This window comes from Asticcacaulis sp. SL142, from assembly GCF_026625745.1.
Classification (GTDB): domain Bacteria; phylum Pseudomonadota; class Alphaproteobacteria; order Caulobacterales; family Caulobacteraceae; genus Asticcacaulis.
In genome coordinates this window covers 1,725,737-1,749,293 of the sequence record NZ_CP113061.1, presented here as the reverse complement: position 1 = coordinate 1,749,293, position 23,557 = coordinate 1,725,737, and the positions used below count along the sequence as shown (strand labels likewise).

Sequence of the window (23,557 nt, the reverse complement as noted above, 5' to 3'; positions counted from 1 at the left end):
GGGCAAAGGCGGGGCGAATGCAATTGAGACCGGGCATTTCGGAATTATCCGGCCGGTGTTCTCCGACAGAAGGAAACCAACCATGAATAAGCTGCTTATCACTGCCGCCATTGCCTCGGCCCTGGCCGGTGCTGTTGCCACCGCCCCATCCTTTGCGGGCGACGACATGAAGAAAGACAAGGCCGACAAGGAAAAATGCTACGGCGTCGCCAAGGCCGGCAAGAATTCGTGCGCCTCGGCTGACGGTTCGCACTCCTGCGCCGGTCACGCCACCAAGGACAATGACCCGAATGAGTGGGTCTATGTCAAAGCTGGCGAGTGCGTGAAAATGGGCGGCTCCCTGACCCCGCCGAAGAAGATGTAAGAGTGCGGGCCTTCTCCGTGTTCCCTTCGGAGAAGGCCGCTTAATTCATGATGTCATCATCTCATCTCGGTTATGGCTTAGGCCTGCGCAGTCCCCACTATGGACACTTCCTGAACGCGCGGCCAAGGTCGGTCGACTGGATTGAAATCATTTCCGACAACTATATCCGTGCCCACGGCGGTTATAATGACATGCTGTGCGACCTGCGCGCCGATTATCCCATCGTCATGCACGGGGTCGGCCTGTCGATCGGCACAACCGATCCGCTGGATGCAGATTATCTGAGCGCACTGAAAGCTCTAGCCGATAAGCTTGACGCCGCCTGGGTGTCTGACCACCTGTGTTTTACAGGCATTAATGGTGAAAACAGCCACGACCTTTTGCCTATACCCTATACCGAAGAAGCGCTTAAACACCTCATCCCGCGTATCCATCAGGTGCAGGCCGCGCTGGGGCGCGAACTGGTGCTGGAAAATGCGTCAACATATGTCGAGTTTGACGGGGCGACCTTAAGCGAGGCTGAGTTTTTCGCCGAACTTCATGCGCGCACCGGCTGCGGGATTTTGCTCGATATCAACAATGTCCATGTCTCCAGCTTCAACCACGGCTGGGATGCGCGCGCATATATTGATGCGGTGCCATCAACGGCGATCAAGCAATACCATCTGGCCGGGCATGCCGATCACGGCGATTACCTGTTTGACACCCATAATGCGCCGGTCGCGGATCCTGTGTGGGCGCTGTATGACTATGCCCGGTCGGTGCACGGTGAGCGGGCAACCATGATCGAATGGGACGCCGATATTCCGGCGTTTGAGGTGCTGGAGGCCGAACTGGATAAGGTACGCGCCCGATGACCTACCGCCACCAGCTTGAGCAGCTTTATGAGGCGGCGACCGGACGCGGGCCGGCGGATATGTGCCTGTTTAAAGCCTCACGCGGCAATATACTGCCCCCGCAGCGAAGGCTAAACATCTATGCTGACGGCTATATTGAGAGGCTTCGGGCGGCGGTCGCCGCCGATTATCCGGCGCTATCGGCCTTCATGGGGGCGGATGCGTTTGGTGCACTGGTCGCCGCGTATGTCGAGGCCACGCCGTCGCGCCATTGGGATTTGAATCTCTATCCCATAGGCTTGGCCAACATTATGGAACCCGGCCCGGCCAGAGATCTGGCGACACTGGAAGCGGCGATTGTTGCTGTGTTTTGGGCGCCGGACTCTGCGCCCCTAACGGCGGCAGATTTGACCGGTGTGGATGAGGCGGCCTTTGCTCAAATGGGCTTTAAGCTGCGCACAGCCTCGCGTCATTTGCGGTTTGACGCCGCGCCCAACGCCTATCTGACGGCGCATAGGGCGGGCAGTCCGGCCCTGATGGATGAGGGGCCTGAATACCTGCTGATCGTCCGCCATGACCACGAAGTCCACCGCCACGCCCTAGAGCCACTGGAATATGATGTGCTAATGTGCCTGTCGCAAGGGCAAAGCCTGACGGATGCGATTGTCACCGAAGCCGCCGCCGCGCGCTTGCCGCATTGGCTGGGCCGGTGGCTGACGCAAGGGTTTTTCAGTAATTCTTAAAGCTACAGCTCGACCTTGGCGACCTTGTCCTTAAAATCTTCCTTGGGGTCAGATCCAAGTAGAAGTTTCAGACCGGCCATCAGACTTGAGGCATCGACCCAGATTTCGGCTTCACGCGCATCGAAACGCAGCAATTGCAGCTTCGGATCATCCTTACCGGTAAACCAGGCGGCGATGAACGGGTTCCAAAGCCGTTCAATCACGGCACGGTCATTATGCGGGCTCAAGGCGCCATAAACCGTCGCAAAGACATTATGGCCTTTGTCAGCAAAGGTAAAACGCGCGGTCTCATCTGGCGTCAGGGCCTTGGCCAGTTCGGTGTCCTTAGAGGTAAAAATCCAGATCGGCCCGCCTTCATCGCCGTCAACCAAGGCGGTCATCGGGCGTGGGGCCACATTGCGCAGGCCCAGCATGATCGTGCGGTCAGAGCGCAGGGCTTTCCAGAATTTTTCGGTGATATCTTTTTCTGTCATGAGTGTGGCTCCTTAGTTTCGGAGCGACAGTGTGCGCCCATGACCATAAGTGCGCGATATGGATAGTAGGGGTTAAGGCTAAATAAGCGGGCACGCTTACCCTGCTTTGTCAAAGCGTTGACATCTTGGGTGGCGTTTGGTGTGCGCTATGATTTGCGCCGGATTGTGCGCCGCCAGTTGACAGACGGCTTCAAACACAACAAATCAAACGCCCGTGTGCTTACTATTCCCCGAGGGCGTATGCTTCAGGATACCCGCCAATACGCAATTTACAATCTCCTGCAATTGCACCGGAGTTGTACGATCACTGACCTCGCCCAGCGTTTTGATGTGAGCGATGAAACCATTCGTCGCGATATTCGCCAGCTCGAAGAGGAGGGGTTTGCGTTTCGCGTCCGCGGTGGGGTTACCTTAAAGGAAACTGCCACTGAAGCGCCGTACCTGATCCGACGAAACCAGAATGCCGAAAAAAAGCAGGCCATAGCTTTAAAGGCGGCGGCGCTGGTCGAAGATGGAATGACCATACTCATCGATTGCGGCTCCACGTCCTACTGGCTAAGTAAGGCGTTATCGAAACAGCGAAATCTTACTGTGGTCACCAACGCGCTTGAGGTAGCGCGTGAAATGACCGGTAAGAATAACTGCAAAGTGTTTTTTGGCGGCGGGGAAATCGACTACGATTATCAATCGTGTTTTGGTCGTGATACCGAGGCGTTCATGAGCCAGTTCACCCCCGAAATCGCCTTTTTCTCCATCGGTGCCGTTGATTCCCGGCGAGGGCTTTTAGATTTTCACTATCCGGAGGCGACGTTAAAAGCCAAACTTGGGCCTTTGGCCTCGCGGGTTGTGGTCTTGGCCGACTCTACAAAGTTCGAACGGCGGGGCATCGTCAAAGCGCTGGATTTCAAACAGATCGATATATTCATAACCGAAACGTCACCGCCGTCCCAACTGTTTGAAGCCTTGCAGACGAGTGAAGTTCAAATCCTCTGACGGGTCGCACAAAATTTATTTCATTTCTGCATTATCGTCCCAACATGTGGGATGAGGTTGTGGTGAAGTGGCAAATATCACACGTTTTGTAATCTGCGGCGCTTGAATCTCACAAATTCTCACATTTTAGCCCACAAAATACACATTTGTCACAAACTGTCGGTAACGGTCTCTCATGTGGCCGACCGCGGGGGGCATTTTCCGTGCATCGCGATCGCCCCGCCAGGTGTTATCCCACGGAGAGATTCTTATGAAAAAGCTCATGACGAGTGCGGCCGCAGGCGCGCTTTTCTTCATCGCTGCGCCAACCTACGCGCAAACCGACACTACGGCCGCCCCGCAAGCCGGGCAGGGCGACGATCAGACGGTCGAGACCGTCGTGGTTACGGGCTTTCGTGGCTCGCTGACCAAGGCACGCCAGCTTAAGCGGGAATCGGGCATCATCAAGGACGTCATCGTCGCCGAAGACATGGCCAAGTTCCCGGAACTGAACCTGGCGGAATCCTTGCAGCGCTTGCCCGGCGTGCAGATCAACCGTGAAGCCGGCGAAGGTCGCCGCATCAGCTTACGGGGCCTTGGTCCGGATTTCGCCCGTGTGCAGCTCAACGGCATGGAAGTGCTGGGGAATGTCGATTCCGCACAAGACAGTCGTGGCCAACGCTCACGCGACCGCGCCTTCGATTTCAACATCTTCGCCTCGGAGCTGTTCTCGCGCGTTGAGGTCGAAAAGACCTTCCAGGCAGCCCAGAACGAGGGCGGCATGGCCGGTACGGTCGGCTTGTTTACCGGCAAGCCTTTCGACTATGCCCCCGGCTCAAAGGGCGCTGTATCGGTCAAACTCGGTACGAACGAATATACCAAGGACACTCAGCCGCGCATCGCGGGCCTGTTCAGCCGCAACTGGGACAACAAGTTCGGTGTGGCCGTCTCGGTCGCTTATGGTAAGCGCGAAACCACCGAGCAGGGCCGCAATACCTACAACTATTCCCACCCCAGCGCGTCAACGCTTCAGGGCCTGGTCACCAAAGGTTTAGACATCTCCAATCTGAGCGCGGCCCAACAGACCAAGTTCCTGTCCGGGGATCTGTACTTTGCTGATGGTAACCGCACTTCCTCATGGAATGCGGAGCAAGAGCGCCTCGGCATCACCGCCGCGGTTCAGTGGCGTCCGACTGAGAACCTGCTGCTGACGCTGGACGCGCTGCACGGCGAGTTCACCACCAAGCGTAACGAGATGCATTTGGCGACACGCCCTCTGTCGTCGACGGGCTCTGTAGCGTTTGATACGGCCGCGGGCGGCGTCTGGCCTGCTGCCTTCCAGACCAATTCCGTCATCAATGACCTGGCCTGGGATGGCGACAACTACGTCACCATGACCGACGTCACCGGCACCACCTTCGGCAGCGAGCATCGCCGGTCTTTGAACGAAAACAACTTTGACCAACTGGTACTGACCGGTAAGTGGGACGCATCTGACCGCCTCACACTGGATGGCCATATCGGCTATGAGAAATCGACCTACAAGACCCCTTACGATGACAAGCTCTATATGCGCGCCAAGGGCAATCTGATTGCCAACTATGGGACTGACGGCCAGTCGGCGTCGTTCCAGTATCCGGGCTGGGATACCACCAATCCGGCCAACTACGCGATGGACTCTTTCTACTACCGTGGTTTCAACAACGCTTCGGAACTGCGCGAAGGTGTGCTGAACGGGCGGTATTCGTTGTCTGACGTGTGGACGGTGCGCGCCGGTCTTGCCTACCACAAGTTCTCGCAAGAGGGCATTGATCTGTTCTATGACGACAATGTCAATGGCACGCGCGCCAAAATGCGCGGCACCTCTGTGGCCGACGTCACCTCGGTATTCACCAATGATTTTGGTTCGTGGCTGATCGGCGACTACGCCAAGGCCTTTGCGAAATATAACGAATATCACCGCTTCGGGCCAAATACCGATGGCACCGGCGGCGCGCTTCAGGACATTGAAAACGTCTATGAAACTACCGAAGAGACCGTCTCAGCCTATGTTCAGGCGGACTGGGACAGCGAGCTTATGGGTAAGCGCTTCCGCGGGAATATCGGCCTGCGAAGCTACTCAACCGACACTCACTCGACCGGCTGGATACAGGGTGATAGTTACGCCTACCTCGGCACCACCGACGTAGAGGGCAGCTATTCAGGCGTATTGCCGGCTATGAACTCAGTGCTTGAAGTGACACCGGAAGTTCTGGTGCGCTTCTCCGCCACGCAGAACCTGAACCGTCCTGGACTGGGCTCCATGGCCGCTGAGGGCAGTGCGTTTCAGGATTCAGACTCTGGCGAGATCACGGCATCGCGCGGTAACCCCAACCTGAAGCCCTATAAGGACACCACGCTTGATCTGGCGGTGGAGTACTATTTCGGCAAGATGGGCCTGCTGTCGGCAGGTGTTTTCCAGAAGGAAATCAAGAACTACATCGGTTCTGTGACCCTCGAAGATATCCCCTTCAGCGAGACGGGCGTGCCGTTTGCTACCATTCCGGGTGCTACGGCGGATACCATCGTCTCTGAGTTCTCGATGCCGGTTAACATCGCAGGCAAGAATAAGCTGACGGGTATCGAACTTGTGGCCCAGGGTCAGTTCACCTTCCTGCCGGCGCCGTTCGATAATCTGGGCGCGGTCGCCAACTATACGAGTGTCGATGCCGATCAGGCCCTGACCGGCATATCGAAGACCAGCTACAATGCCACCATCTACTATGAAACCAGCCTGTGGGGTGCGCGCGCCTCGATGAGCCACCGCGATCGCTGGTACAGCGGCTATAGCGATGACGTCATGAGCGCCAGCACACGGGGCTTTGAGGGCGGCACCTATGTCGACGCCTCGGCCTTCTGGAACGTCAGCAATGCCCTTCAGATCACCCTGAACGGGGTCAATCTGACCAACGAAAAGGACACGCAGTTCTGGGGACAGAACCGCTACCTATATAACCAGAACCAAAGTGGTGCTACCTACATGCTGGGTCTTAGCTATAAGTTCTAAGCCCGAGGGTCTTTGAAAAACCGGGCGCTTCACCTGTCCAAAGGGTGAAGCGCCTTTTTGAGTATTTCGGTCTATGATTATCTCTCATCGCCATCGTTTCATCTTTGCGGCGGTACCCAAGACCGGTACCCATTCCGTGCGGCAGGCTCTGCGTGAGCACATGGGGGACGGTGACGTCGAGCAGGCAGGGTTGTTCGTCAATAAGCGCTTTCCCTGGCCTGAACTGGCGGCGATTCGTCATGGCCATCTGTCTTTGCTGCAGGTGCGCCCGTACCTTGGTGACGAGGCCTTTGAAAGCTATTTCAAGTTCGCTTTTGTGCGCAATCCCTTTGACCGCTTCGTCTCCTACTGCGCCTTCATGTTGCGTGACGGCGATGTCTTCCAGCAGCGCCCACGCGACGTCATGCGCCACTTTCTGTTTGGTGCGCCGCCGCAGGATCACATCCTGTTCCAGCCGCAGGCGTCGCTGTTGGTGGGGGCGGATGGTCACACCATGCTGGCTGACGCGGTGGGGCGCGTTGAAGATATGCAGGCCGATTATGAGGCGATCTGCGCCCGTATTGGCATTGCCGCCCGCCCGCTGGAACGGGTCAATGGCAGCCGCCACGATGATTATCGCCGTTACTATGATCAGGCCTTGATCGACGGGGTCGCCGCACGCTACACTCAGGATCTGGAATTGTTCGGCTACAGCTTTGAGGGCCTGCGATGAACGCCACCCCTCTGCAACTCAGCGGTAACCCGCGCAAAACCATGACGATACGCCCGCTGGGGGCGGTCGATATAACGGCGCTGCGGGATGCTGTGCTGGCCATTCCTGAGCCCATCTGGGAGGCCGAGAACGCCTCTAAGCCGAACCGGTTTGAGGCGCTGGGGGATACCCGACACATCGTGTTTCGCTTTATCGACAGCCCCCGTGACTGGCGCCGCTCCCATGATCGCCCCGCCTGGTCCGGGTGGCGCGCCGTGCTGGAGCCGGTACTGACGCAGGCGGTGCGTGAATATGGCTATGCGCGCGGGCTCTTTCCGCGGGTAATGCTGGCCAGAATGCCGCCGGGCGGTGTCATCCACCCGCATATCGACGCCAATCCGGCGGCAAAGTGGCCGCATAAGATCCATGTGCCGGTGACGACCAATCCTGACGTGGCGTCCTTCTTCGGTGGGGCCCAGCACTATTTCGCGCCGGGTGAGGCGGTGGAGGTCAATAACCTCGGCCCGCACGGGGTGCGCAACGGCGGTGACACCGATCGCATTCACCTGATCTTTGAGTACTACGACGCTGACCAGCCGGAGCCGGACTGGCTGGAGCCGTTTTTGCTCTCCGGTACGGCGCGATGAATGTCACGGCGACTTTAGATGATCGCGACGCCCTGTTGCAGGCCGCCAGAGACCTGCGCGCCCGCCAACGCCTCGCCGAGGCCCTGGCGACTCTGGAGCAATTACAAGCGCTGTACCCTAGGTTTAGCCGCCTCTATCAGGAGCGCGGCCACTGTTACATAAACGCCGGAGATGCGCGGGCGGCCATCGATGCGCTGCGGCAGGCGGTGCATCTGAACCCGACCCTGCCCGCCAGTTGGGACATGCTGGCGCAGCTTTATCGTATGGGGGGCGACACCGCTCAGGCGGCTCAGGCGGCGCAGCGTCTGGCTGTGTTAAAACAACTGCCGCCCGCGGTGGTGATGGCCAATAGTCTGTTTGCCGACGGCGACCTGGCCCCGGCGGAGGCGGTCATCCGCGACTACCTGCGTCAGGATCGTGACAATGTGGGGGCCTTGCACCTGCTGGCGCGCATCCGCAAAGACAGCAATGCCCTTGGTGACGCCGAGACATTGCTGGTGCCTGTGTTAGCGCGCGCCCCGGATTATCACGCGGCGCGTCTTGACTACGGTATGATCCTGTTGCAACAGCAAAAGCATGTGTTGGCGCGAAAAGAAGCCGAGCACTTGCTCAAGCATGATGGGGATAATCGCGAATACCTTAAGCTATATGGCGCGGCCTGCGTCGGTCTGGGCGACCATGAGCCGGTGATCGATCTCTATGATCGCTTGCTGGCCGACCCTCAGTCACCAACCGAAGTCGCCGAATTGCGCCTATGGCGGGCGAACGCCCTGAAGGTCACGGGCCAGCAGCCACAAGCCATAGCCGACTATCGCGCAGCCCTTGCGGCCCGGCCGGACTATGGTGTGGCCTGGTTCAGTCTGTCTAACCTCAAGACCTATCGCTTCACGGATGACGACCTTGCCGGCATGAAGGCCGCGGAAGCCAGGGCCGACACACAGCCTATGGACCGCATTTATCTATGTTTTGCGCTGGGTAAGGCGCTTGAGGACCGGGGCGATTACGCCTCCTCATGGACCTATTACGAACGCGGAAATGCGTTGAGGCGCACAGCCTCGCGTTACCGCGCGGAGATTGCGGAGTCCTGTGCGGCCCGAATAAAGACGGTGTTCACTTCCGAATTTTTTGCCACGCGGGCTGACTGGGGCGTGGATGATGCTGCGCCTATCTTTATCTTAGGGTTGCCGCGTTCGGGCTCGACCCTGATAGAGCAGATTTTGGCGTCTCATTCCCAAGTTGAGGGCACGCAGGAATTGACCGAAATCGGCAGATATGCCGGGGAATTGTGCGGCCTCGATTCGGCCTGTGGTTTGCCGCTTCATCCGGAAGGCTTAACGCGGCTGACGAAGGATGACGCCCGCAAACTTGGGGCGCGCTTTCTGGCGAAAACCCAAACCTATCGCCGGTTGGGTAAGCCGTTTTTCATCGATAAGATGCCGAACAATTTCTGGCATATCGGCCTGATCCATCTGATATTGCCACAAGCCACGATCATCGATGTGCGGCGCGAACCGATGGCGGGCTGTTTTAGCAACCTTAAGCAGTTGTTCGGCACGACCAATCAGGAATTCAGCTACGGTATCGAGGATATCGCCCGCTATTACCGTACCTACATCGACTTCATGCGTCATTGGGACGATGTCCTGCCCGGTCGGGTTTTGCGGGTAGCGTATGAGGACGTGATCGAAGACCTTGAGGCCAGTGTGCGCCGCATGCTTGATCACTGCGGCCTGTCTTTTGAGGCTGCCTGCCTGACCTTTCACCAGACGAAGCGCAGCATACGCACCCCCAGTTCCGAGCAGGTGCGCCAGCCGATCAGCCGGGAAGGCCTTGATCAATGGCAGCACTATGCGCCCTGGCTAGGTGATCTGAAAAACGCGCTGGGCGATGCCATAACCCACTACAGGGATTGACCGATGAAGCTGTCGCAACCCTTTTTTCAACTGCCGGTGCTTTTTGATGTCGCGCGTCTTCAGGCCGAAGTGGCCGCTCTGCCGGCCCGAGCCTGGGTGCCGCACCCGGATCGCGTACCCGGCAACAGTGCCGCGCGGTTGATCAGCGCGGATGGCCTTGAGACGGATTCCGTCCACGGTCAGATGTTGCCGACCCCCTGGCTTGAGGCCATGCCGTATCTGCGTCAGGTGCTGGCGGGCTTTGGCGTGGTCTGGAGCCGCTCGCGGCTGATGCGGCTGGCACCCGGTACCGGCGTGCCTGAACATGCCGACATTAACTATCACTGGCATAACCGGGTCCGGCTGCATATTCCGGTCTTTACCCGCCCGGAGGTGCGCTTTCATTGCGACGGGCAGTCGGTGCACATGGCCGCCGGTGAGGCGTGGATTTTTGATAACTGGCGACGGCATCATGTCGAGAATAACGCCGACGCCGAGCGCATCCATTTAGTGGCGGACACCACCGGCACGGCGGCCTTCTGGCAGTTCGCTTGCGGTGAGCGACCACCGCGCGCGGCGTGGCGCACGGTCGCGTATAACCCCGCCAGCCGTCCACAACTGCTGACCGAAAACGACCTGCGGTCACCGGTCATGCCCGCCGCCGAAGTGCAGCTTTTGGTTGATGATCTGCGCGCCGAACTGGTGGCGGCCACCGACACGTCTGACACTGAGGCACGCGCCGCGCGGTTCAGCTTTTTACTGGAAAATTTCGTGCACGACTGGCGGCAACTGTGCGCGCTGCACGGCGTCAGCGGGGCGGGACGTGCGGAGTTTGTGCGACTGGCCTCCGCGGTGCATGAGGCCGCCAAACCGCTTGCTAGCGGGCTTGTGATGCGTACCAATAGCGCCGGTGCGCTGCTGGTGCTGGAAAAGCGCGTGCTGCAACATCTGGTCGCCGACGAGGGCGCGCCATCACCCAAAATTGGCGTGCAAACTCGCTCCGATCGCCCCCAGGAACGCCCCCAGGAACGCCCGCTGGAAAAGCCGGTCTTCATCATCGCCGCCCCCCGGTCCGGCAGCACGCTGCTCTATGAAACCCTGGCCTGCTCGCCGGGGTTCAACAGTTTTGGCGGTGAAGCCCACTGGCTGATTGAGGACCATCCGTCGCTCCGCCCCGGTGCGCCAGGATTGGATTCCAACCGGCTTGTCGCGTCAGACGCCACGGCTGAGATCACCGCCGCTATCCGTCAATTGGCGCTGTCGAGACGGATCGGGCCGGACGACGCTGCCCCCGCTGAGGGCGCCCCTCTGCTGGAGAAAACCCCGAAAAACGCCTTGCGCATTCCGTTTTTGAAAAAAATATTCCCCGATGCGCGCTTTATCTTCCTGTGGCGAGACCCGCGCGAGAATGTGAGCAGCATCATGGAGGCTTGGCGCGCCGGTGGTTGGGTGACTTATAGGGCCTTACCCGGCTGGGACGGGCCATGGTCGTTATTGCTGCCGCCGGGCTGGCAGATGATGGCGGGCGCGCCGCTCGAAACCATCGCCGCCTGGCAATGGCGCAGCACCAACCAGACCGCGCTCGACGACCTCCAGCACCTGTCGCCGGAAGACTGGACCAGCGTCAATTATCACGACTTCCTCGCCGACCCGGATGCCGTGACGCGCCGCCTGTGTGACTTTGCCGGTGTGCCGTTCGATGCCGCCCTGCAGGCGCGCACCCAAGGCCAACTGCCGCTGTCACGCCACACCCACACCACACCCACACCAGATAAGTGGCGTCGCAACGAAGCGGCTATCTTAAAGGTGTTGCCGGGCTTGGAGGCCTGCTGGCATCGGCTGCGCAATTTGGTCTAAAGTAAGCTCGCTGTCAGTTGTCTGCGGCTTGAGAGGCTATGATGGCGTCAGGGCGCTTGGCCTTTTTCTGGCCAAAGCGGATCAGGCTGAAATAGGCGAGGGAGGCGGCGGTGGCTAAGGCGACCACGGCGGCCGAGCCGTAGCACAGCAGACTGAAAAACGCCTGCCAACTCAGGTTCAACTGGGTGAAGTTCTTAATCAGCATCAAGGCCACGCTGCCGCCATAGCCGGAGGCATCGGCCACATACATGAAAAAGGCGGCATTGCCGGGCACGCCGATCGCGGCGGTCAGCCGGTCCGCCAGTACGGCATTGTAGGGTACGTAGCCCATATAAACCCCTGCCCCGACCGCAATCATCCACCCGACCGGGCCCAGCCATCCGGCCTGAAAGGCGAAGGTGGCGCCAGCTATGGCCACGGCACCGGCAATGATCATGACGTGATACACCAGCACCGCCTGACGATTGTCACGGATAAGCGCGGTCAGGGCAAACAGGATAAGTACGAGGCCTGCTACCGGTAGCTCGGATAAGGCGAACACCGACGGTACATCGCCGTAGCCCAGAGCCCCCCACAGTTCGACCGCAAAATTGTCACGAAAATCCCTGAGTGCGGTCAGCACGACATAGGCGACCACCAGCATCAGCAGGCCAAATCCGGTGGCGGCAATAAAGGCTTTGCGTTCAGCCTTGAACATCGGGCGGCGCTCGACCCGCTCGGCGATGTCGCGGGCATCCGGTGGTGGCGTCCGTGACAAGGCCCAGACCGATAAGGCCATGATGGGCATGAACAAAGCGCCGGTCAGGGCCGGCATCCATAGCTCCGGCACGCCGTAATCGACAATCATGGCCCGGCCCACAGCCTTAACGGCCCCGGAGGAAACAATAAAGCTGACGCACAGTCCCGCGCCTAAGATTTCGCTCATCCGGCGGCCTTCGAGGTAGGCAAACACCAGGCCCCAGATCATACCCAGCGGCAGGCCATTGAGGAAAATGGCCGCCAGTTTCCACGGCCCCGGCACGACGGCAAACAGGATCAGCCCGACCCACGAAACGGCGATAAACCCAAGGATCATGGCGGCGCGGTTCTTGGCCCCGGCTTCGCTGACGATTTTGATGCCGATCAGTTTTGAGGTCGCATAGCCCAGAACCTGGGCGATGACGGCGGCAATTTTGAAATCTATGCCGGCATCGAAAAAGCCGGGCCACCCGGCCACGTTCTCATAGGTCGCCGCCGAGAACGGCTTGCGGAAAGCATACATGCAGAAATAGGTTATAAAGGCCGCGCTCAGGGCGTAAAGGCCCACCCAGACATGGCTGGCGCGCGGCAGGGTGCGGGAAGACGCAGAGGCCATATCTTCGCTCCTATGGCCGCAGGATGATTTCCGCATAGCCCGGTCAAATGACGAAGGTCTTTACATAATGTAGTTTTATAACCGATCTGTGACGCTTAACTCATAACGGCCTGAGAGCGGGTGCCATTGACGGCGTCACGAAGATATAGCGCCAGATAGGCGTCCAGATCCGGGGTTACCGCCTTGGGGTCTTTGGCCAGATCATCGATACGCCGCAGGGTGATCGCGTCATCGGCGTAGGGGGTGCGCAGGAACACCTGTTGCTCTGCCTCGGTCATGTGTCCGCCCTGGAGGGCAAAAGATATACGCGAGTCTTTGGAAAGCGAGGCTTCGTAGCCGTCCTCTACCGAACATAGATAACGCTTGGCGGCCACATGCAAACGAATGGGTTCACTCACGGCTTCGGGAAAATGCGTGGCCGCCCATACAGCCCCCAAGTCCTCGTGCTTGTCATCAACGCCGTCTTCGGCCGGTGCCTCGCCCAGATCGTGCACCATGTGACCGACATCGTGCAGCAGGCTGGCCATGATCATCGCGGGCGTCAGGCCTTGTAATTCGGCGTGACGGGCCGATTGCAGCGCGTGCTGGAGTTGGTTTAGGTGATACAGGCCGTAGGCCTTGGTCCCGTTACGCAGATAAAGACGGCAAATCTCCTGGGACAGGTCAGTCAGGTTTGTCATAATAATTTCGTATTTAATTTCGATTTATATTTGAAATTATTATATACAGGTCTTAGCCGACTTCGGCAAGACGTGCAAAGGCAGAAACGGCCGGAATTTCGAGACTTTCGCGCAGGGCCACAACATAGACCCCAACCTTGCGCGTCAGGCCGCGGATCGGTAAGGCCTTGAGCCGCACGTCCTCGCCGATCTCACCATCCAGCACGAAGCCTAAGCCCACGCCATTGGCCGCGGCTTCCTTGACGGCTTCACGGCTCTCGACGGTCAGCACCGGCTGAAAAGGCGCCCCGATGCTCTCAAACGCCATTTCACTTAAGGTACGGGTGACTGAGCCTTCTTCACGCGCCACGATACCAAGGCCGGACAGATCGCTGACGGCGATATCGCTGCGGCCGGCAAACGGGTGCGATGACGGAACCAGCAGATTAAGGCCCTGCGGCGCAATCAGGTGACAGGTCAGGGAGGGGTCAGGGTCCATCAGCGACATGATGGCGGTGTCGATCCGGCATTCCATAAGGTCCGCGCGCAGGGATTCGGTATTGCCATGACGCGCCACCATCTCAATCTCCGGATAGGTGCGCATGAAATGGCCGATAAGCGTCATGGCGACCGGTGGAGTCGAATAGCCGACCACGATCCGGCCGCGCTTAAGGCTGCCGAACAGATTAGCCGCGGTCTCAAAGTCCCGCATCCGGCTGATGACCAGGCGCGCCCGGGTATAAAGCTCTCGCCCGGCATCGGTTAGACTCTGGTTTTGGGAGCGCCTGTGCAGCAAACGCACGCCGCAGGCCTGCTCAAGCGCATTGATCTGATTGGAAATATTGGGTTGGGATACACCGATCTCAGCCGCGGCGCGCGAAAATGACCCGAGATCAACGACGGCCACAAAGGCCCGCAAAGCCCCAATCGACAGGCCGGTGGTATCGCGACGACGGTGGATGCGCTCCGGGGTGTCGTCTGCTGCGGCGGTCAGGGGGGCAGGCATGATGAGTCTCTCAAACTATTCGCACTGCCAACCCTAAAACATGGTGTTTAAAAGTGTAAGCCTAAAACGAAAAAACCCTCTTCCGGCCGAAACCGGAAGAGGGCGGGATTAAACCGTCAGGTTTTGGAGCCAGATGAGGTCGAAAGGTGATCTGGCTCAAAGTTTTTATGTTGTCACAATGTAAAGCCAAAAACCGCTTACACTTTTTGGCCATGGCTCCTAGTAGGTATAGGCAAAGCGCAGGATGAAGTTACGGCCCGGCTCCATGTAGTCTTTCTGATAGGTCGGGTTCTTACCCTTGGTGGTGTAATAGCGGTGACCATCCAGAATGTTCTGTATATCGAAATCGACCGACAGGTTCGGGCGAATATTGTAGCGCGTGTGCAGATCGAGCGACTTGTTCGGCTGCACCCACTTATCGACGGCGTTGTCGCGCGTATCTTCGATATAGGCCCCCTGATACTGATAGGACAGCTTGGCTTCGATACCGTATTTCTGGTAGGTCAGCGAGGCGTTATAGATCAGATCCGGTGCCTGAATGAACGAGATCGGACGCCCGCGACGGTAGTCCAGACCGGTTTCCGCCAGTGAGTTCTGCGAGGTGACATTGGCTTCAACGCCGAAGCCATCGAACGGGGCCTGAAGACCTTCGAACGATTTGATCAGGTTCAGTTCAACACCAGTGATGGTGGCATCCTCACCGTTTTGTGGCTGGGTGATGGTGATCGTGCCTTCCTTGGTGTCGGCATCGACCGAGCGACCATTGGTGAAAATGAAGTTTTTGATTCCCTTATGGAAGAAACCAATCGACACCATACTGGAACGGTCAGGGTAGTATTCAGCCGACAGGTCGAAATTGACAGCTTCCGCCGGTTTCAGATCTGGATTGCCGCGTTCAATGGCAACGATCTCATCGGTGATCGGGTCGCGGGTGATGCTTTCGCCGCGCGAAATATTGGCATATTCCGGACGCGAGAAGCTGGTCCAGACCGCACCCCGGTACACCAGATTACTGCCCTGGCGGTAAACGGCGGTGACACTCGGCAGGACGTTGGTGTAGTCGGCTTCGGTCTTACCAAAGCCCGAGCCGTTGTCATCGTCGATCCAGCTTATGTTCTCGACCTTGGTGTGTTCGACACGGGCACCAGCAATGATTTCCCAGTTACCCGTCATCATATGGGCCAGACCGTAACCGGCATAGATGGTCTCGTTACCCTTTTTGTCATCCTCATTGAGGTCTTCATAGGATTGAGTGACCGGATTGGCAGCGCGGGCGGCATCAATGGCGGCAATGACTTTGGCGCGGTTCATGATCGAGCCGTAGTAATAGCGATCCTTAAAGAAACCATCTACCTGACGCTCAACCAGACCGGATTGGGCCAGGGTCTTGCCGTCCAGAGCCGTACCGGACATATCGCCTTCCCAGATCGGGGTGGCGTCATATTCGCGCTCGGACTTCAGATATTTGAAACCGCCCTTCACATAGTCGATCAGGCCGTCCATTTCGTATTTGGCGTCAAGCTTAAGCGCCGTGCGGGCATCGGATTGCTGGCTACGGTTCATATAGGCGCCATCGAACGGCAACAGGTCGTCGCGTTTGTCGACATCGGCGGCATAGGCGGGCAATTGCGGCAGCGGGAAGCGTGGATCGGACGATGACCAAAGGATACCGGTTGAGGTAAACATCGGATCGGTTGAGCATTTGTCGCAGTTATAGGTTATGCCATAGGAGAGTGGCGTGCCCTTTTCGCCGTAGGAATAGCTCAGGTCATAATCCAGGGTCAGGCGCTCATACCGGCTCTGGCCGCCGACATTGAGGGTGTAGAGTGACGATTCCTGATCCTGAGATTCATGGGTGCGGGCAAACTGGAAGGCTTTTGGGTCCCAGACACCGGAGCGGCCGTTCAGCGACCAATAGCCATTCCCGGCGCGATCGGCATCGGTGATGACGCCGTCGTTATCGGTATCGACGATCTGGCTGGTGGTATAACCATAGATATTGCCGCGCGAGTCACTGCCGGTAATCATTTGATCCGGGCTTAACAGGGACGTATCGTCGATATTGACCTGATTAAGACGCGCGGTCGGGCGGCTGCGGAAATCCGTCCAGTCATTGGTGCCGGTACGGTTCAGCTTGGCATACTGGCCGCGGACATAGAGGTCATGCTGATCGGTGCGGTAATCGGCCGAGAAATTGCCGCCGAAGCGTTCCTGCTCGCCGCGCCGATAGTCGAGGTCGATACCCGGCAGGTACATGGAGCGGGCGTCGATATCCTCCTCAGAGTCCTTGCGCCAGCGGTAGGGTTCCCACTCACCATCGTTTTCGGTTTCTTCGTTGGTATAGTGGCTCTTGCCGTAATAGAGCGACCCGAAAATGCCGAAATTGCCTTCGCCCAGTTTACGGGCAAAATCGACCTGAAGCTGGCCGTTGGAGGCGTCTTCGTCCTGTTTTTGGGCGCGGTCGTTAAGGCCGTAGGTGCCAAAGACACGGATGGTCGGTTTTTTGAAATCAAATGCGGTTGGGGTTACGAAGTTAACCGAGCCGCCGATGGCGTCGCCGTCCAGATCCGGCGTCAGAGTCTTATAGACCTGGATCGCTTTCAAACCGTTAGGTGGCAGCACGGTCATCGACATCTTGCGCGAGTCATTATCGGTCAGGGCCACGCGCACGCCGTTGATGGCATAGGCGTTATAGGTGCTGGCCAGACCGCGTACCGAGACATATTCGCCTTCGCCGGTTTCCTGATTGACGACCACATTGACGCCCGGAATGCGCGCCAGAGCGTCCGCGACGTTGGCATCGGGCAATTTGCCCAAATCATCCGCCGAAATGACGTTCATAACGCCGGTGGCTTTTTTCTGCTGCTCGATCGAGTTGGCGTTCGACAAGCGCTGACCCGTAACGACCACTTCGGTGACCGTGTCCTCGGTCACGGTTTGAGCGGCGACCGGCAGGCCCAAAGTCATAGCCAGCAGGCTGACCCCGGTAAGCCGTATAGATTTAAGCGTGTGCATCGGTATCTCCATGCTGTGCGCGGCCGCAATACGGCGCGCGTCTATCCCCTGCCGCGGACGGACGCCCGCAGCTTTTAACAAAGCAGACCCGCGGACCCGGATATGCCGGGCCGCGGGACAAATTGGGAGGCTGTATCTTTTGCGAAACGGCTGACCTATGCCCCCCGGCGGGTCAACCAATATAATAAATGCAAATGATATGTCGTTATCTATATAATTTAGATATGACGGTTTGTTGACGATCTGCGACGAAGTGTCACTTGTTGCCCCGGTGATGCACGCTGAACACATCGCGCAGACGACCCTCAGAATCGACCATGCGCGCCTCGATGGTATCGGGCGTGATGCTCAGGGCAACATAGTGGTGGGCGCGCACGGTTTTCACGGAAAACCATGGCTTGTTGGGGGCGAAGTCTTCCAGGTTTCCGCCTAAGCCCCCGACCTGAACATAGGTGATGCCGTTGACTGTATCGACCTTATTGCCGCGCAGGGGCCAGCTCCGCTCATAGGCATGCAGGTGGCCGAAAAAGACCAGATCTACATTGTGCTTTTCATAAAGCGGCAGGAAATCGGCCTGAACATCCCGGTCGCCGTGGGTCGAGGTTTCGCGGAAGCTGTCGCCGTAATCATCATTGTCGGAAGTGCGCACATCCTGATGGTGCATGGCGATTTTCCAGCGCGATTTTGAGCTCTTGAGCGCCTGATCAAGCCAAGCTTTTTGACGCGCGCGAAAGCCCGGGGCCTCGCGTTCGCGCTGCTCAAGATTGGCATCCAGCACAAAGAATTCGACATCGCCATAAACCATCGAAAAATAGCTTTCGCGCCCAGGCGAGGCCATGTTCTGCCGGTGATAGTGGCGATACCAGTGCAGTTCCTCTTCACCATTACCGACCACGCCCAGCGTCGGTACGCGGCCGAAGAACGGTCCCATGCCGGTGAAATATTCATGGGTCCATTCAAAGCGCTTCTCTTTTGAGCCGCCATCGGTCAGATCGCCCATGATCGCCAGCAGGGCCGGACGTTCTTCCCACATCAGCTCGGACATGCGGTTATTGATGTGCGGGCGGGCTTCGGTATCGCCGGAGATGACCATAACGAAGGGGCGGCCGGGCAGGGGCGCGCTGCGGAACGACAACAGGCCTGAATCCAGTTTCTGGCCTTTGGCGTCCGTGCCGGTAACCCGGTAAAAATAGGGGGTATCGGGCTTCAGGCCGCCTAGTTTCAGGCCATGCAGGCGGCTAGAACCGGGCAGGGCAACGGTTTTAAGCGTGTCTTCGGTTTCGCCGTAAGCGACCTGCGCAGTGGCATCATGATCAAACTCAAACGACAGTTCGATCGAATCGGTTTGCGGTGTGTTGAGGTAGGGCGGTTGGGTGAAGTGAAAGCGGTCGGCATAAAGTCGGCCCTCTTCGACCAGTTGCGATTGGGCGTTAAAGCGCGCGGCAATCTCTGAGGCGCTCAAGGCGCGCCGTTCAAGGGCCGCAGTATGCACCAGATTGGCCGGGATCATATAAGGCTCATGCCCCAGATAGCTGTCGAGACGCACCGGACCGGCCACAGTCGTTCCTGTGGTTTCAGAGAGCTTGACGCCGTTATGATAGAGGCTGAGGCGCTGACCTTCGCGCACCAGTACCAGATGATGCCAGCGCTCTTTAAAGGCTTTATCGTCGAGGCTGGCGCTCCGCATAGCCTCTTCCGGCCCGAACACCGCCGTACCGTTATAATAGCCCAGTCGGCTATTGCCGACGCTCATCACCGCCCCGATTGGCTGATTAACGTGATCCACCAGCCAAAGCTCAGCGGTGTAATCACCCGTCACGGCGTCGGCGGACAGGATCTGCGAATGACTGGCGGCGGTGCCGAACAGCCGGGGGCCAATTGGCAGGGCGGCCTGCAGGATCTGACCCTCATAGGCGTTGGGCGCTTTCACAGCGGCGCGACGCGGCAGGTCGTAGCCGGTCTCCAGGCGCCAGGTTTCCGCAAGCGCGGGCGTGGAAGCAAAGGTCATAAAGCTTGTCCAAAGGGCGAGGGACCGAAGTGTGGTGGGGCGCATGGGATGAATCCAGAGTTAAATCAAAATCAATTTTAATTATGATAATATATTTGTTATGCGACATTGTTATGAATGATCTGTGGATCTTGAGGTGCTTACATGAGTTATGATGTCGCCATTGTGGGCGCAGGTATTGTCGGGTTGGCTCATGCGCTGATCGCCGTCCGGCGTGGGCTGAAAGTGGTTGTTCTGGAACGCGGGGCTGCCCCCACAGGGGCGTCGATCCGCAATTTCGGCTTTATCACGGTGACCGGGCAGGGGGCTGGCGATACCTGGCGGCGGGCGCGGCGCAGCCGCGATATCTGGGCGGAAATTGCCCCAAAGTCTGGCATTGAGGTTCTGCAAAACGGGCTTTTGGTCACCGCGCAACGCCCGGAGGCCCTGTCCGTGCTCGAAGCCTTTGCCGCTCAGGATATGGGGCTTGAGTGTCAGGTGCTAAGCGCCGCCCAGGTTCGCTCGACGTTTGATTTTATCGGTCGTGACCTGTGCGGTGGCCTGTTTAGTCCTCACGAACTCAGGGTTCAGTCCCGCCATGCCATCCCGGCGCTGGTCTCATGGCTCCTCGCGCAGGGCGTTGAGTTTCACTTTGAGACGCCCGTGACTGAGATTGCGGCCCCTGACATTTGCACCCCGCGCGCTAAGGTGAAGGCGGCGGTGATCATTGTGTGCCCCGGCGATGACCTGAACAGCCTCTATCCCCACGTTTTCGATGCGCACAGCGTAACCCGTTGCCAGCTCCATATGCTGCGGCTGGCCTCACCAGGACGCCGCCTGCCGGTGCCGGTGATGTCGGACCTGTCGATGGTGCGCTACAAAGGCTATGCCGAATTGCCGGAAAGTGCCGCCCTGAAACAAAGGCTTATGCAGGAACAGCCGGATCATCTGGCGGCAGGGGTGCATCTGATTGTCACTCAGGACGCCGACGGATCGCTGATTGTGGGCGACAGTCATCACTACGGGCGCGCGCCGGAGCCGTTTTACGACACCCAGGTTGAGGCGCTGATCCTTGATGCATTTTGTGAGGCGCTAAATATCCAGCCGCCGCCGGTAATTGAACGCTGGCTTGGCACCTATGCCAGTGCGCCAAACGACATGTTCATGGCCTCGCCTGAGCCCAATGTGCGTTTGGTGGTGGTCACCAGCGGCACGGGCGCCTCTACCGCCTTTGGCATTGCCGAAGAAACTTTCAATGACGTGCTGGGAACGGATGACTGATATGACGAGACCCCCTGTAAAGCTCAAGGCCGTGATTTTTGACTGGGCCGGCACCATGGTCGACTTCGGGTCTCTGGCCCCTGTCATCGCCATGCGTCAGGCCTTCGAGGCCGTAGGGCTCGACCTTGCCGATGCCGAGATCCGTGGCCCGATGGGGCAGGCAAAGCGCGATCATGTGGCCGCCCTTATGGCCTTGCCGAGGATCGCTACCCTGTGGCAGGCCAAGACCGGACACAGGCCGCAGGAGGCTGATGTTGAGCGCATCTATTCAAGTCTGGATGACCTGATGCGCCGGGCCGGCACAGAACGGGCGATGCTCATTCCCGGGGCACGCGCCACGTTCGACAGTCTGCGCGCGCAGGGTGTGCGTGTTGGGTCATCGACCGGCTACACGCGCGCCATGATGGCCCCGATCCTTAAGGCCGCGGCAGTGCAGGGCTATGAGCCTGAACTGGTGGTCTGCGCCGGAGAAACCGTGGCGGGGCGACCGGCACCGCTGATGATCTGGAAAAACTTAGTCGAACTGGGTGTTTATCCGGCTTCCGATGTCGTGGTCGTCGATGACGCGCCCGCAGGTATTTTGGCCGGTAAGGCGGCGGGATGTTTCACGGTTGGCGTCGCCGCCAGCGGTAACAGCCTGGGGCTAAGTTTTGAGGATTACCAGAAACTGCCCCCGTCGGATCGCGATCATCGTCTGAGGGCGGCCTATGCGGAATTGCAATCTGCGGGCGCGGACCTGGTCATTGACAGCGTTGCTGACCTGCCGGGGCGTCTGTTAAATTAAACACGGTGACCAAAGGTCAAAATACCTGGCAGACGAAAGGAAATACGGCACGTAACCAACATTTGATTGTAAAGATATATGCAACACTCAAAAATTGAGTCATCGTTCGACCGGGATTGTTTGGGGTCGGGATTAAAATGGTAAGTGCGGGTTTTGCCATTTTCAGTCCTTGACACAGTTGGAATGGCTAGGATGACGCAAGATGCTCCGAATATAGAAGGTGTTGGCGACACTTCGATCAGCAGTCGGTGGGCCAGAAGAGCCGGCGCTTTTGTCGCCAGGACCTATGGCGACTCTTTACGTGACAATTTCGACCATCTTGAAGTGCGCGATGGTTTGGACGCTGTGCAGGCGGCGATATTCAAGCAGATTAAGGCCGATTATGAGGCGGAGATGCTAAAGCCCTTGCCGGATTTTCCAACCATGCTGCGCATAGAGGCCGCGTTGGTCGATTTTGCATCGGATGCATATATCCTGCAACGTTACTGGGCGGTTGAAGATCGTTTTGAACGCATATTGCCGGCCGGTACGCGAGCAACATTTAAGGCCAGTCTGCCCCAGCGCGGTGATAAGCAATGGACTGATGCCGCATATGTCCGACGCCAGATACGCTCGCTGCTCGACTCCATTCATGCCAACTATACCGTTAACCTTGCGCGGGAGCGCATTGTCCAGGGCCTGAAGGTCGGTATGTTAGGCGTTATCTCTGTGGCCGCGATCATTGAGAGCATACTGGGTATACTTTACGCCAACGGTTGGGGTATCGCCCCGCTTACCTTCGGCCTTTACACCTTAGTGGTCGTTGGTATTCTCGGCGCAGCGCTGAGCATGTCGCGACGGTTGCAGGTGGCCGTCTCGCATGACGCGATGGCCTCGGACGGAATTTTCGAACTTATCGGCCTACGGTTGGGCTGGGTGGGAATGGTTTTGTCGCTCGTCATGGGCGGTGCGTTTGCACTGGTCGTCTATTTTATTGCGCAGTCCGGTGTTCTGTCGGTCGGTTACCCTTCTACGCTAGACCGACCGGTTGGCGCGGTTGCGGAGGGGGACACGTCGGCATCGACGTCCTCCGAAGCTGCCAGTGCTACGTCTCCTGAGAATTCATCTCAGCGGGAACCACCCAACGCGATGCCTGCTGCGGTTAAAACACCCGCTTGCGTCATCGAACCCTGTCCCTGCGATGCCGACACCGGGTTGATCGCTGGCCTGGCGCCTGACGTACAAAGTAATTTTGCCAGTGCATCTTCTGGTGTCCCTCTCGACACCGGTGGGCACGCCTGCAAGATTCCGCTGACCCAGAAGGAAGCGCAGCTTTTGCAGGCTATGCGGCTTAGGAGCATGACTGACTTTTACAAAATGTTGCTTCTTGCCTTCCTGGCCGGCTTCGCTGAGCAATTTGTTCCGGACATTCTTAATCGGCTGACGAAACGACAAACCTGATGTCAGGTGATGCACCTACGCACAGGTATAGCGTCGGCCCCACACATGTACCTTGCGGGCACTGACAGCTGATGTCTTGGAGACGTCGTTCCAGTCTAGGCTCAGGACTTATCGATTGATCCAGAAGGCGAAGTTTATAGCGATGCAGATGGCATAAAGAATGTCTGAGCGCATCGGTCGTAATGGGTCGTGACGCTTCGCTAGTCCTTAAACTTTCCGAAAATGCTCTCGATTTTATGACACTGTTTTGAGAAACCCAATCGTCCCATCATCTTTGACGGCGGATAGATGACAAGCGCAGTGTGCTCAAACGACTGTTAGATGGAAGGCTGATTTAAACTCAGAATCTGGGTTGTAGAACCGCTTGAAACTCAATCCTAATAAGCATTAGTCAGGAGTTTTTAGTCTTCGGAAGTAAAATGGTGGACCCGACAGGGATTGAACCTGTGACCCCTACGATGTCAACGAAGAAGAAACTTAACAAAATCAAAGGCAAATCTTAGCAAAGCA

The 23,557-nt window shown here is 58.0% G+C and carries 18 protein-coding genes; 12 read left to right on the top strand and 6 right to left on the bottom strand.

Going from position 1 to position 23,557, the window contains the following annotated elements; translation table 11 throughout:
- Positions 1 to 82 precede the first annotated feature (82 nt).
- Genes OVA03_RS08015 through OVA03_RS08005 form a run of 3 tightly spaced genes read left to right on the top strand, consistent with a single transcriptional unit; the run spans position 83 to position 1,943 of the window.
- Complete coding sequence (locus tag OVA03_RS08015; protein ID WP_189485542.1) at positions 83 to 364, top strand: DUF2282 domain-containing protein; 282 nt, start codon at positions 83 to 85, stop codon at positions 362 to 364.
- A 47-nt stretch (positions 365 to 411) separates the two neighbouring features.
- Positions 412 to 1,221 carry a DUF692 domain-containing protein gene (locus OVA03_RS08010; protein ID WP_267527595.1) on the top strand — a complete coding sequence of 270 codons (810 nt, stop codon included), beginning with the start codon at positions 412 to 414 and terminating at the stop codon, positions 1,219 to 1,221.
- On the top strand, positions 1,218 to 1,943 hold the full coding sequence (locus OVA03_RS08005) for a DNA-binding domain-containing protein (RefSeq protein WP_267527594.1): 726 nt from the start codon (positions 1,218 to 1,220) through the stop codon (positions 1,941 to 1,943). Before OVA03_RS08010 ends, OVA03_RS08005 begins: the two co-directional genes overlap by 4 nt.
- Before the next feature lie 2 nt (positions 1,944 to 1,945).
- Here the strand turns inward: OVA03_RS08005 and OVA03_RS08000 are convergent, their stop codons facing one another.
- A complete protein-coding gene (locus OVA03_RS08000; RefSeq protein ID WP_267527593.1) occupies positions 1,946 to 2,416 on the bottom strand; it encodes a pyridoxamine 5'-phosphate oxidase family protein in 471 nt (156 codons plus the stop codon).
- 141 nt (positions 2,417 to 2,557) lie between these two features.
- On the opposite strand from OVA03_RS08000, the gene OVA03_RS07995 reads away from it, so the two are divergent.
- From OVA03_RS07995 to OVA03_RS16975, 6 genes are all read left to right on the top strand, one after another.
- Positions 2,558 to 3,409, top strand: a complete 852-nt coding sequence (locus tag OVA03_RS07995) for a DeoR/GlpR family DNA-binding transcription regulator (RefSeq protein ID WP_267527592.1) — start codon at positions 2,558 to 2,560, stop codon at positions 3,407 to 3,409.
- A gap of 250 nt (positions 3,410 to 3,659) precedes the next feature.
- A complete protein-coding gene (locus tag OVA03_RS07990; protein ID WP_267527591.1) occupies positions 3,660 to 6,434 on the top strand; it encodes a TonB-dependent receptor in 2,775 nt (924 codons plus the stop codon).
- A 73-nt stretch (positions 6,435 to 6,507) separates the two neighbouring features.
- Complete coding sequence (locus OVA03_RS07985) at positions 6,508 to 7,146, top strand: sulfotransferase family 2 domain-containing protein (protein ID WP_267527590.1); 639 nt, start codon at positions 6,508 to 6,510, stop codon at positions 7,144 to 7,146.
- Positions 7,143 to 7,772 carry an aspartyl/asparaginyl beta-hydroxylase domain-containing protein gene (locus OVA03_RS07980; protein WP_267527589.1) on the top strand — a complete coding sequence of 210 codons (630 nt, stop codon included), beginning with the start codon at positions 7,143 to 7,145 and terminating at the stop codon, positions 7,770 to 7,772. Before OVA03_RS07985 ends, OVA03_RS07980 begins: the two co-directional genes overlap by 4 nt.
- The gene (locus OVA03_RS07975) at positions 7,769 to 9,685 is read left to right on the top strand and encodes a tetratricopeptide repeat-containing sulfotransferase family protein (RefSeq protein ID WP_267527588.1); all 1,917 of its coding nucleotides are present in this window, start codon (positions 7,769 to 7,771) and stop codon (positions 9,683 to 9,685) included. The genes OVA03_RS07980 and OVA03_RS07975 overlap by 4 nt, the downstream gene beginning before the upstream one ends.
- A gap of 3 nt (positions 9,686 to 9,688) precedes the next feature.
- Positions 9,689 to 11,521 (top strand): sulfotransferase, encoded by a 1,833-nt coding sequence (locus OVA03_RS16975; RefSeq protein ID WP_324291042.1) that lies wholly within the window; start codon positions 9,689 to 9,691, stop codon positions 11,519 to 11,521.
- A gap of 13 nt (positions 11,522 to 11,534) precedes the next feature.
- Here the strand turns inward: OVA03_RS16975 and OVA03_RS07960 are convergent, their stop codons facing one another.
- The 5 genes from OVA03_RS07960 to OVA03_RS07940 form a co-directional block, all read right to left on the bottom strand.
- Complete coding sequence (locus tag OVA03_RS07960) at positions 11,535 to 12,875, bottom strand: DUF5690 family protein (protein ID WP_267527587.1); 1,341 nt, start codon at positions 12,873 to 12,875, stop codon at positions 11,535 to 11,537.
- A 95-nt stretch (positions 12,876 to 12,970) separates the two neighbouring features.
- A complete protein-coding gene (locus tag OVA03_RS07955) occupies positions 12,971 to 13,555 on the bottom strand; it encodes a metal-dependent phosphohydrolase (RefSeq protein WP_267527586.1) in 585 nt (194 codons plus the stop codon).
- Between the two features lie 52 nt (positions 13,556 to 13,607).
- Positions 13,608 to 14,540 (bottom strand): LysR family transcriptional regulator, encoded by a 933-nt coding sequence (locus OVA03_RS07950; protein WP_267527585.1) that lies wholly within the window; start codon positions 14,538 to 14,540, stop codon positions 13,608 to 13,610.
- A gap of 219 nt (positions 14,541 to 14,759) precedes the next feature.
- Positions 14,760 to 17,555, bottom strand: a complete 2,796-nt coding sequence (locus OVA03_RS07945; RefSeq protein WP_267527584.1) for a TonB-dependent receptor — start codon at positions 17,553 to 17,555, stop codon at positions 14,760 to 14,762.
- Between the two features lie 256 nt (positions 17,556 to 17,811).
- The gene (locus OVA03_RS07940; RefSeq protein WP_267527583.1) at positions 17,812 to 19,563 is read right to left on the bottom strand and encodes a metallophosphoesterase; all 1,752 of its coding nucleotides are present in this window, start codon (positions 19,561 to 19,563) and stop codon (positions 17,812 to 17,814) included.
- A 144-nt stretch (positions 19,564 to 19,707) separates the two neighbouring features.
- On the opposite strand from OVA03_RS07940, the gene OVA03_RS07935 reads away from it, so the two are divergent.
- The 3 genes from OVA03_RS07935 to OVA03_RS07925 all read left to right on the top strand — a co-directional run bounded on the left by OVA03_RS07935 (position 19,708) and on the right by OVA03_RS07925 (position 23,047).
- Positions 19,708 to 20,823 carry a TIGR03364 family FAD-dependent oxidoreductase gene (locus OVA03_RS07935; RefSeq protein WP_267527582.1) on the top strand — a complete coding sequence of 372 codons (1,116 nt, stop codon included), beginning with the start codon at positions 19,708 to 19,710 and terminating at the stop codon, positions 20,821 to 20,823.
- 1 nt (position 20,824) lies between these two features.
- On the top strand, positions 20,825 to 21,607 hold the full coding sequence (phnX, locus tag OVA03_RS07930; protein ID WP_267527581.1) for a phosphonoacetaldehyde hydrolase: 783 nt from the start codon (positions 20,825 to 20,827) through the stop codon (positions 21,605 to 21,607).
- A 192-nt stretch (positions 21,608 to 21,799) separates the two neighbouring features.
- Positions 21,800 to 23,047 carry a hypothetical protein gene (locus OVA03_RS07925; RefSeq protein WP_267527580.1) on the top strand — a complete coding sequence of 416 codons (1,248 nt, stop codon included), beginning with the start codon at positions 21,800 to 21,802 and terminating at the stop codon, positions 23,045 to 23,047.
- Positions 23,048 to 23,557 lie beyond the last annotated feature (510 nt).

Bases quoted from the DNA above. Each gene is read 5' to 3' on its own strand.
- OVA03_RS07950 (WP_267527585.1), bottom strand. From the start codon at position 14,540: ATGCCTGCCCCCCTGACCGCCGCAGCAGACGACACCCCGGAGCGCATC.
- OVA03_RS07940 (WP_267527583.1), bottom strand. From the start codon at position 19,563: ATGACCTTTGCTTCCACGCCCGCGCTTGCGGAAACCTGGCGCCTGGAG.
- OVA03_RS07980 (WP_267527589.1), top strand. From the start codon at position 7,143: ATGAACGCCACCCCTCTGCAACTCAGCGGTAACCCGCGCAAAACCATG.
- phnX (WP_267527581.1), top strand. From the start codon at position 20,825: ATGACGAGACCCCCTGTAAAGCTCAAGGCCGTGATTTTTGACTGGGCC.
- OVA03_RS07925 (WP_267527580.1), top strand. From the start codon at position 21,800: ATGACGCAAGATGCTCCGAATATAGAAGGTGTTGGCGACACTTCGATC.
- OVA03_RS07935 (WP_267527582.1), top strand. From the start codon at position 19,708: ATGAGTTATGATGTCGCCATTGTGGGCGCAGGTATTGTCGGGTTGGCT.
- OVA03_RS07975 (WP_267527588.1), top strand. From the start codon at position 7,769: ATGAATGTCACGGCGACTTTAGATGATCGCGACGCCCTGTTGCAGGCC.
- OVA03_RS08005 (WP_267527594.1), top strand. From the start codon at position 1,218: ATGACCTACCGCCACCAGCTTGAGCAGCTTTATGAGGCGGCGACCGGA.
- OVA03_RS07990 (WP_267527591.1), top strand. From the start codon at position 3,660: ATGAAAAAGCTCATGACGAGTGCGGCCGCAGGCGCGCTTTTCTTCATC.
- OVA03_RS07955 (WP_267527586.1), bottom strand. From the start codon at position 13,555: ATGACAAACCTGACTGACCTGTCCCAGGAGATTTGCCGTCTTTATCTG.
- OVA03_RS16975 (WP_324291042.1), top strand. From the start codon at position 9,689: ATGAAGCTGTCGCAACCCTTTTTTCAACTGCCGGTGCTTTTTGATGTC.
- OVA03_RS07945 (WP_267527584.1), bottom strand. From the start codon at position 17,555: ATGCACACGCTTAAATCTATACGGCTTACCGGGGTCAGCCTGCTGGCT.
- OVA03_RS08000 (WP_267527593.1), bottom strand. From the start codon at position 2,416: ATGACAGAAAAAGATATCACCGAAAAATTCTGGAAAGCCCTGCGCTCT.
- OVA03_RS08015 (WP_189485542.1), top strand. From the start codon at position 83: ATGAATAAGCTGCTTATCACTGCCGCCATTGCCTCGGCCCTGGCCGGT.
- OVA03_RS07960 (WP_267527587.1), bottom strand. From the start codon at position 12,875: ATGGCCTCTGCGTCTTCCCGCACCCTGCCGCGCGCCAGCCATGTCTGG.
- OVA03_RS07985 (WP_267527590.1), top strand. From the start codon at position 6,508: ATGATTATCTCTCATCGCCATCGTTTCATCTTTGCGGCGGTACCCAAG.
- OVA03_RS08010 (WP_267527595.1), top strand. From the start codon at position 412: ATGATGTCATCATCTCATCTCGGTTATGGCTTAGGCCTGCGCAGTCCC.